Origin of the sequence: Zarconia navalis LEGE 11467, from assembly GCF_015207075.1 — a bacterium.
Classification (GTDB): domain Bacteria; phylum Cyanobacteriota; class Cyanobacteriia; order Cyanobacteriales; family Geitlerinemataceae; genus Zarconia; species Zarconia navalis.
On record NZ_JADEXN010000164.1, the window covers coordinates 1 to 9,444 of the forward strand.

General features: G+C 48.7%; 7 protein-coding genes and 1 pseudogene. 3 read left to right on the forward strand and 5 right to left on the reverse strand.

Annotation, left to right across the window (positions count from 1 at the left end; genetic code table 11):
• Positions 1–200: pseudogene (locus tag IQ235_RS10550) on the reverse strand (arginine--tRNA ligase); the annotation flags it as partial.
• 103 nt (positions 201–303) lie between these two features.
• On the opposite strand from IQ235_RS10550, the gene IQ235_RS10555 reads away from it, so the two are divergent.
• Both IQ235_RS10555 and IQ235_RS10560 read left to right on the forward strand, forming a co-directional pair.
• A complete protein-coding gene (locus IQ235_RS10555) occupies positions 304–699 on the forward strand; it encodes a hypothetical protein (RefSeq protein WP_264321431.1) in 396 nt (131 codons plus the stop codon).
• 199 nt (positions 700–898) lie between these two features.
• Complete coding sequence (locus IQ235_RS10560) at positions 899–2,014, forward strand: glycosyltransferase family 4 protein (protein WP_264321432.1); 1,116 nt, start codon at positions 899–901, stop codon at positions 2,012–2,014.
• 151 nt (positions 2,015–2,165) lie between these two features.
• Here the strand turns inward: IQ235_RS10560 and IQ235_RS10565 are convergent, their stop codons facing one another.
• Both IQ235_RS10565 and IQ235_RS10570 read right to left on the reverse strand, forming a co-directional pair.
• A complete protein-coding gene (locus IQ235_RS10565; RefSeq protein ID WP_264321433.1) occupies positions 2,166–3,113 on the reverse strand; it encodes an alpha-isopropylmalate synthase regulatory domain-containing protein in 948 nt (315 codons plus the stop codon).
• 63 nt (positions 3,114–3,176) lie between these two features.
• Positions 3,177–3,533 (reverse strand): hypothetical protein, encoded by a 357-nt coding sequence (locus tag IQ235_RS10570; RefSeq protein WP_264321434.1) that lies wholly within the window; start codon positions 3,531–3,533, stop codon positions 3,177–3,179.
• A 435-nt stretch (positions 3,534–3,968) separates the two neighbouring features.
• On the opposite strand from IQ235_RS10570, the gene IQ235_RS10575 reads away from it, so the two are divergent.
• Positions 3,969–4,469 (forward strand): pentapeptide repeat-containing protein, encoded by a 501-nt coding sequence (locus tag IQ235_RS10575; RefSeq protein ID WP_264321435.1) that lies wholly within the window; start codon positions 3,969–3,971, stop codon positions 4,467–4,469.
• Positions 4,470–4,546: 77 nt separating this feature from the next.
• Here the strand turns inward: IQ235_RS10575 and IQ235_RS10580 are convergent, their stop codons facing one another.
• Positions 4,547–7,537: a S8 family serine peptidase gene (locus IQ235_RS10580; RefSeq protein WP_264321436.1), complete on the reverse strand. Its 2,991-nt coding sequence runs from the start codon at positions 7,535–7,537 to the stop codon at positions 4,547–4,549.
• A 580-nt stretch (positions 7,538–8,117) separates the two neighbouring features.
• On the reverse strand, positions 8,118–9,444 hold a 1,327-nt coding region (locus IQ235_RS10585; RefSeq protein ID WP_319592573.1), incomplete at its 5' end, for a calcium-binding protein.

The following is a 9,444-nucleotide window of genomic DNA, read 5'->3' on the forward strand; positions in this document are numbered from 1 at the left end:
TCGATAATCTGTTGGGCGATGGCGCGAGGTGCTTGTTTGAGGCGTTTTGTCAAGGACATGGCGACATTGGATTGATAGTCGCCGAATCGGGGATTGCTTGTAGGGACGAGGATGGGGTCGGTTCCGGCGAGTTCGTCGCCGAATGCTACCACGAGAGCTTTGTCAAACCGAGTTTCGATCGCGAGTTGGGTGGATGTCATGTTGTGAAGTGGTATGATTAGCTCGGCAAGCAAGGTTGCCCCTACTTAAAAGTTATCAACTTAAGTATCAACTAATGTATCAAATCGGGTGGACGGATCGATCGTGGGACTAAGGGAAAAGCGCATCATTCACCAGTTACAGAACAAAACGATACCCGCTTACGAAGCTGCGTGGGCAAAAAAAGCCGGAACGAAGATAAAGTTACAGGTTGATTGGGATAGCTTTTCAGACTGTAATGAAGAAATATTAGAACGCGTCGAACGATTTGGCCTTAAAAAAATTTCGGAAGCGATCGATGCCGTTTGCGTGGATAATTTGGGTAAAGAGGCCATCCAAGACGGACTCAAGGCGATCGATCTAAAACACGTCCCCGATCGTGCTAGCGTTGCAGCGTCTATGGCAAATACAACATTAAAGGTTTGCGTCGATTTCTCGGATATCTATAAAGGATATGTTTCCGAGTTTACCATTCAAGAAGTCCTCGAAAACGGTCTGTAATTTCTTGTTTTCGAGCTAGGATTTAGCCATATTGCTATTCTCATCATCATGAGATATAACGATTTTGTCTTTATTTTTAGAGTCATGACTTTAAAGTTTGAGTTTCATCTGACGAACTTGAGAAGTGCGATGTCTGATGAACTTTCTATCTAAATGAGTCTCAACGAACGATTCGCTATAAGTCAATGAGTCATTCCGGGTGAAACTTATCTATGTTTCCCACGTTCATCCGCCTTCGGATGCGAAATTAGAACAGATTGGGGGAATGCAAACCGTTAGCATCGAGTTACTCAAGCGGCTGCAAAATTGCTCGCAGGTATCGGTTTTTCCCCTACTATTAGAGTCACCAGCCAAAGGCATTGAATTTCGAGTTGCTAAATTTATGGGGTGGCTATCTCTAAACTTACCGAGAATTGTCGCCCGAGAAAAAGCAGATTTGATTCTATTTTCGTCGATGGTGACGGGTTCTCTGACTATTTTGTTGCGGAATAAGATTCAAATTCCCATGGTGGCAATTAATCACGGACAAGACACCGTTGTCCCTATTTTTCCCTACCAGCAAATCTTGCCGAAAATTTTCGATTGTTTGAATGGCGTGATTTCAGTTTCCGAAGCAACGAAGAAATCCAGTATTCAGCGCGGTTTGAAACCTGAAAATGGTTTTGTTTTGCCTAATGGAATTAAAATTGAAGCTCGGTCTTACGATAAGCAAAATTCACGAGAAATCCTGGAAAAGTCATTTGATTTAAACTTAAAATATCGATATCTCCTATTAAGTGTCGGTCGGCAAGTAAAGCGAAAAGGTCACGCTTGGTTTATCGAAAAGGTATTTTCTTTACTCGATCGAAATTGTACTTTTTTGGCAATTGGTGATGGCAAAGAACACGCAACTCTCCAGGAATTGAAACGTCGATCGAGTGTCGGAGATCGGATTATTTTACCCGGACGAGTCTCGCCAGAACTTTTGCGCCATGCCTACGATGCATCCGATGTGTTTGTAATGCCCAATATTCCCGTCGCTGGAGATATGGAAGGCTTTGGAGTGGTAATGCTCGAAGCCAACGAAGCTAGAACACCGGTGGTAGCTTCGGATTTAGAAGGTATCCAAGATGTGGTCTGTAATGGTAAAAATGGTTATCGAGTCCGACCTTACGACGATCGACAATTTGCTCAAATCGTTCGCGATATCCTAAACTCAAAATTAGAAGACTTAAGCGAATCTGCTTATCAATTTGCAGCCGAAAACTTTGCTTGGCAAAATTTGGGAAATCGCTACATTCGCTGCTTGCAAGAAATTGTAAATCGAGCGAACTAACCGACTGAAGTTAGATAAATTTATGACTGTAGATCGGTAAAATTAAATTATATATATTTTGTCATTGAACAGAAAGTTCGATGGGAGAATTTCCGTTATTTTCGCTTTAGTATTTTGGATTTCGGGTGATATTGTCGAGAAAAACGAGGATTCAACCTCTGTTAATATGGGGACAATTGCAGATGGAATTAATCGTATCGAGATAGGCTTCGCTTGCTGCCCGTAAAATGCTTGAATTAATTGCACTCGCTTCAAATATAAGTCCCCCACATCGAACGCTGACAACCACATCAATCGGAGCATCGGCGCGATAAATCAGTTTATCCGGACAAAAGATGCGGTAGATTTCTCGTTGGGGAAGCCGAAGGGAGCGATCGACGCAGCGATCGATTGATTTTTGCAAAGCATCTAACGGACTCGTTCCACAGGTGGTTGCTTCGAGAAAATTGCCTTGTGAGTCGCGAACGATCGTCCAAGCAGTAGTTGAATCGTTTTCGTCGCCGCCGCGAATCTGAATTTGGTGAATTGCAAAATATTGCCGCCGATTAGATGGCGGAGAATGACAGCGATAGAGGTACTTTAAAAGAGAGGAGGGAGAAAAAATTCCCGTGTCGAGAAAGCTCGATATCTGCGTTTCAATATCCTCCGACTCAATTTTTAAGGGAAAATATCCCGATCGCTGAAGGGATTGTTTTTCCGATTCCGTTTGGGCGAAATGATGGGGTTCCCAGGTCACGATCGCATCTAAATTTCGATCGATCGCGCAGGAAAGTCGCACCGCATCGGCAAAGTTGAGCAGTCGATAAGTATCCGCGTCTTCGAGCAAGGATGGCGTAACTCGGCAAGTGCGAACGCTCGATCGAAATTTGAAGTCAGCCTCTTGCAATCCTCGATCTAGTCTAGAGCTGAACGTGTCCCAGAAAACAAACGCCCAATCGTAGTCTGGCTCGGTCATGTACCATTGAATTGGCTGAGATAGCATCCGATCGAGCATTTCTCGATAAAATCCACTGTTGAGGTCTTCTCCCGATAGGACGTTTTGAAAAACATTCGGCGTGACTAAAGCCGTTTTTATCTCGGACGTAATCTGGGAAGCCATCTGGGACATACCTTCAACCCCGATCGATACATCAATATATTGCCGCTAACGGGAGAATTCCACTCAGTCTGAATTGGGAGGACTTTGCCGATCTAGCTTTTCCTCGATCGAATCGATTTTCTGACGAATTTTCGCCATCTCAGACTGTAAAGAAGCATTCGCATCGGGAACCAACGCACTTGGGGGTACTAACACCATCGGAGATGCCACTGCGGCCTTTGTCTGAGTCTGTTGCTGCTGTTGCAGGCTTTTCACTTCTTCTTCTAAAGTTTCCATGCGCTTATCCAGTGGATTCTGGAGTCCCAGTCTGATAAACCTCACCACCAATTCTGTGGCGGATACGCCATCTCGATCGGCTTTTTCCCGAAGAGCTTCCATTAACTCTTCTGGCAGCCGAAAGCTGTACATTTTCTTACTCATTACGGCTCACTGCCCACTGCCTGACAGATGAATTACACTAGTACACCAAGTTAGCGAATTTGAGGTCTGATGTAAATACGTTTTTCCGATCTTTTTAAGAACTTTGCAGAACGCAAACCCAAGAAGCCAGTAACGACGGAAATACAAATTGAAAGCTTAAAACTTTACAATGTCTAGCTTTCAATAATTTTAGATTCCCGCTTTCATGTTGGCTGGCATTGCAGAATCGAGCTGAGAACTCTCAAGTCTCAGTGTAAATACTGTTGTTTGATGAATTCTGTATCTTATGATACCTTTTTTAGCTAAAAATTTCTTAAAATGTATATCATGCGTAAATACAAAAAAAGAATTATGTCCGTACCGCAGCATTTTCAATCGATATCATGCCTCGCGTCGTAACGTATGACAATGTATTTCACATTGGAGTAGAGACTCATGAATGATGGAGTAGTACAGATGGATAGTAGCAAGATAGTTTCTAGTGGGATGGATAGTAAAATAGATGGCCGGATGAATGTCGAGCAACTGAAGAAAGATTACGATCGGGGTCGGCGAGACTTTTGCTGTCTCGACCTGGGTGGCACAAACTTAAGCGGTTTCACCTTAGATGAAGTCGATTTCACGGGGACGAACCTCAGCGATGCCGATTTGAGTCGGGTCAGCTTGTTCGGGGCGAATCTAAGCCACGTGGATCTCAGCGGTGCCAACCTGCGCGGCGCGAACCTCGAACGTACGAATTTGGAAGGGGCTTGCCTGCACCGATCGCGTCTCGATCTAGCCAATCTCTGTCATGCAAACCTAACGGGAACCGATTTGAAGACCGCAACATTGAAAGGCGCGCAAATCTTCGCGGCAAACTTAGAAGATGCTGCCGATTTATGGGGGGCCGTACTACCAGACGGGACGACGGTTACAACTCACGCTCGTTCTGCCTGAGCTAAATGAAGCAGAAGGGGAGACGCGAGCATCTCCCCTTCTTCCAACCTCTGCCCGAGGATACTCAAACCATCGCTCTAAACAAAGTTAAACGTACTCGCGTCGGATAGATCCAAATCCGTTACCCCGATCGCAATTCCAACAATATCCCCAGCCAACAGAATTTGGGTATTGCCATTGACTTCGAGAAGTTGATAATCTGCGGGCGCACCGTGCAGGACGATCGCGTCTTCTTGGGTCAAATCCACAACCCGAGCAAAATCGACGGAACCGCCGCCGTTGTAATAGGCTTGGACGGCATTGCCGAGAATGAAGACATCCGCACCCTCTTCTCCGATGAGGGTATCTTTTTCCCCAAGCCCAGTCGCAGTCGCATCAGTTCCACTCAGGGTATCATTTCCAATCCCACTTACAAGGCGATCGTTTCCAGACCCCCCATTGAGTTCGTCATTCCCGTCGCTGCCCCGGAGGATATCGTTACCTTCCCCACCGGAAAGGAGATCTTCCTCGGTGCCACCATTAAGGGTATCGTCTCCAGATTCCCCGTAGAGTTCGTCATTTCCGTCACTGCCCCGGAGGAAATCGTTACCTTCCCCACCGGAAAGGGTATCATTTTCGCTATTGCCATAAAGGGTGTCTTCTCCAGCTTCCCCTTCCAAAATGTCGTTCTCGAAAGACCCGACGAGAAGATCGTTACCCGCACCCCCTCTAAGTTCGTCGTTTCCGAGTCCTCCTCGCAGAGTATCGCTGCCGACTTGACCGCGCAGGCGATCGTTTCCAGAATTGCCCCAAAGATCGTCGTCACCCGCACCACCGTCGATCGAGTCATTTCCGGCTAAACCGAAAATCGAGTCATTGCTAGAACCCCCAAAGAGCAGATCGTCGCCACCGGTTCCTTCTGGTATTGCGCTCAACTGATTGCCGAAGTCGATATTGTCGCTCGTCTCTCCGGCATTGAGGGTAACGGTTTGAAGATTTTCATCGATCGCCGTTCCGTAGAAATTCAACTGCCAAGAATTCCAGAGACCGATATCCCCACCGACTCCATCAGAAACCGCCAGCGTCCAGTCCCCAAAAGAAGATTCCCCCCAATGGCGAGCGGAAGTGAATGTCCAACTGTTGTAATCGTCCTTGAAGTCGTCGTGGGTTTGGGCCAAAACAGACTCGGTGCCATCGGGGGAAGTCAGAACGATTTCCAAGTCCCCGCGATAGGCGTGAGTCGCATCGAAAACGATTTCCACCCATTCGAGATTGATATCCTCAACGATCGAAATCGTCGAACTCACCCCCGTCGGATTGTTATCGGGAACCGTTGTCTTGACTGCAATTTCGCCAGAGGTCGCCGAAACTTCCGGTGCCACCGTTACCCAGGTCGTCGCCGCCTCCACCGCAGCCAAAGCATCAACGGCTCCGAAGCCGTACTTATGATTGACTAAATGTCCCGCACCGTTGGTCTTCCAATCGAGATCGGCAATATCGTTTTGTTCGGCGGTTTCCACCAAAACGTGCTGCACGTCGCGCCAGGTTAAGTTCGGGTTGACTTCGAGCATCAGGGCAACAACCCCAGAAACCAGCGGTGTCGATGAAGAAGTGCCGCCAAAGCCACTCGTATAGTTGCCCGAACTCAGACCATCGTCGCCGAGCAAATCCGTGGTGGTAATCCCGACCCCATCGCCATTAGAGTAGGCGGTGACGAGCATGGGCGCGCCCGGTTCGCTGTAGAAAGCTTGTTTGCCCTTGTGGTCGATTGCCCCCACGGCAATGGTATAGCGGGAATTGGCGTAGCCGTCGTAGTTGATGTTGTCGTTCTTTTCCAAGCCATTCCCCGCCGACCAAAGATAGATGCTCCCCAGTCCGCCGCGACCGTTCGTCGTGCCATTTTCTAAGGCTGCTAGGGTCAGAGGGCCGGGACCTTCAAGTCTTCGAGCGTCGTCGGTGGGGCCCCAACTGTTGTTGTAGATATCAATTTCCTGGCTTTTGTAGCTTAGAGCATTGGCTTCGTCGAGATCGCTAGTGGGCGCGTCAACCAACCGAAATCCGGCAATGGAAGCATTCGGAGCCGCACCGCTGATTCCGAGGTTATTATTGCCGTTCCCGGCGGCGACTCCCGCAACAGCCGTTCCGTGATAGTCGCGAGCGGTGCCGATGATGGGCGACGGGTCGAAATCGCCATCGTTGAAGTCGAAACTCAAATCGGCGCGGTATCGATCGCTCAAATCGGGGTGAGCGGGCTGCAAGCCATTATCGACGATAGCAATGACAACTCCCGTTCCCCGAGCCAGATCCCACGCCAATTCGATGTTGGCATCGACTCCGACAGTTCCTCCAGTTTGTCCGGTATTGACGAGGTGCCATTGGTCGCCGAACAGGGAATCGTTGGGTAAAAAGCGGGGGGAAACCGCACGGGTTTGCTGCTGCCGTTGGGTGAGGGGGTATAAAAATTCGACACCGGGAGATGGTGACGGGTTCGACGTTGCGGGCACCTTGCGAGGGTCGATGGTTGAGGGAAAGTCGAGGATGAAGGTATTGGGTTGATGTCGAACTGCACCCATATTCTCGGCACCCAAACTCGCGGCAACGGCCTCGGGGGATGCTCCAGCTTCGAGTCCGATCGCCCACTTGGTTGCATCCGTTGCGTCGGATTGGGTGGCCGCAGCTCGTTCGATCGCCCCTTCAAGGGTTCCATCGGGTTTATTGGGTTCTTGTGTCGGCACGCTCCGAATCGAGTTTACATTGCTCGTTCGCGGATGGGTTTGTTCCCAGCCACTCGGCCGCACGACCCCAACGTAGTAGCGATCGGGTTCTAAGTCGCTGAAGCGATAGTCTCCGTTAATATCTGTGGTTGTTGCAGTTTCTCCATTCTCCAGCCGACCGTTGCGGTTATCGTCGAGGTATACCGTCCAGCGCTCGAGTCCGGGTTCGCTAGCGTTCTGGCTGCCGTCGCCATTGATATCTTCCCACAAGCTGCCTTGGATTTCTCCAGTGGTGGCAAGGGGGTCGATCTCTGATTCATCTCGATCTGAGATCGAGATGGTGGGGTCGATCGCAAACGCATTCCCTGTTTCCATGATCCTGATAGAGTCCCTAAATAGATTGTCAAGGTTTCTGTTGAGGAACCAGCAATTTCCGACATCTCTCATCCCATTTCATCTGCCTAGCAGTATATAGCTCGCAGATATCTCGTCGCCCAGATTGTAACGAGTCTTTCCCGAATTTAGAGACGCGACCGACTCGCTCTGCGCACTCTGGATTCTCTCTGAGCTAGCACGCCGATCGCTCTTGCTAATCTCTAAACAAAAAATAACTTCAAAAATCGATAGAGAAATTAATATTTAAAAATGCCAAATAAATTCAAAATTAGACATCTAATGAACCTGGAGAGATGTCTGCTAACTGCTCTCGGTTGCTTTCCGTACTAAGATTCTCGCTGAGAGTTTAATGAAATTCAACTCCCGCTTATAATTTCGATTGTCGATCGAATTAACGAATATAGGCTGCTACTTTACTATTGTAAATGATGACGATCGCGAACCGATCTCTATCCCAAAATTTCGATCGAAAAAGCGATCGCCCGCGCGAATATATCGAAGAAGCGATCGCTTTTTAAGTGAATGATATCAGACGAAGATTAGGAGTTCGTTCCGGGGATTACACAAAGCTAAAGGTACTTGCATCGGTAAGATCCAAACCCGTCACCCCGATTGCAATCCCGATCGCCTCGCGTCCCAAACGAATTTGGGTGTGGCCGTTGACTTCCTTGAGTTGATAGTCGGTGGCCGTTCCGTGGAGAACGATCGCATCTTCTGAGGTTGTGAAGTCGATAATTCGCGCGATATCTGCACCCGCCTGCGCGCTATAGTAGGCTGTTGCGGCATCGCCGAGGACGAAGGTATCCGTACCGCCTTGTCCGATCAAAACGTCTTTTTCTCCAACACCAGCCGCGATCGCATCGGTTCCAAGAAGCGTGTCGCTGCCGCTACCTCCAAGGAGGCGATCGTTTCCAGCATTTCCAGTGAGAACATCACTTCCACCCCCACCATTTAACGTATCTTTATCGTCACCGCCGTTGAGCGTGTCGCTATCGCTGCCACCAACCAGTACGTCTTCTCCACTATCACCGCTTAGTCGATCGTTGCCCGCGCTACCAATGAGAACGTCACTTTCCGTGCCGCCATTTAGCTCGTCGTTGCCGTTACCACCAATTAAGCGATCGGCTCCTCCATCACCATTAACTGTGTCATTACCGTTAGAACCATTTACAGTGTCGTCATTCTCGCCACCATAAAGGAGATCGTCATGTTTTCCACCATTTAATTGGTCGCTGCCAGCATTGCCATAAAGCGTGTCGTTTTCATTGCCACCATTGAGAATGTCGTTATTATCGCCGCCATTTAGCTCGTCGTTTCCCGAGCCACCCAGTAGACTATCCTCACCGGAATTACCATTGAGTGTATCTTGTCCGGCATTGCCCCAAAGCGTGTCGTTTCCATTATCCCCACTAACAACATCATTTCCGGTGAGAGCCTTAATCGTGTCGTCGCCAGAAGTCCCCACGAGATTGTCATCTCCTGAAGTCGGAACAGAGGGAGGTTGTGCCATCTGCTGGTTGCCAAAGTTGACATTAACGACCGTTTCGTCGGCGGCGACGGTGACGATTTGAGGTAACGCACCCGGTGCATTCGCGCGCAGCATCCAGTTGTTATTACTGGAAAACGAAGAAAAGCTATCGGGGTCGAAAGTTCCGCCGGAAGCCAATGCCATCCAGGAATCCCCGGCAGGCGTGGTGGTATCCTGATAAACCCAGGTATTATCAGTGCCGTTACCTTCGTATAAAGCGGCGACGAAGAAGGTTCCGTTCGCTGTTGTTTCGGGAATGGCGATACTGGTAAAACCGCTGGTTCCTGTCAAGTTTGTCGAAACTTCTAGCAATTTTTCATTGCTATCGGGTCGATCGTCATTATCGAGATCTTGGTAC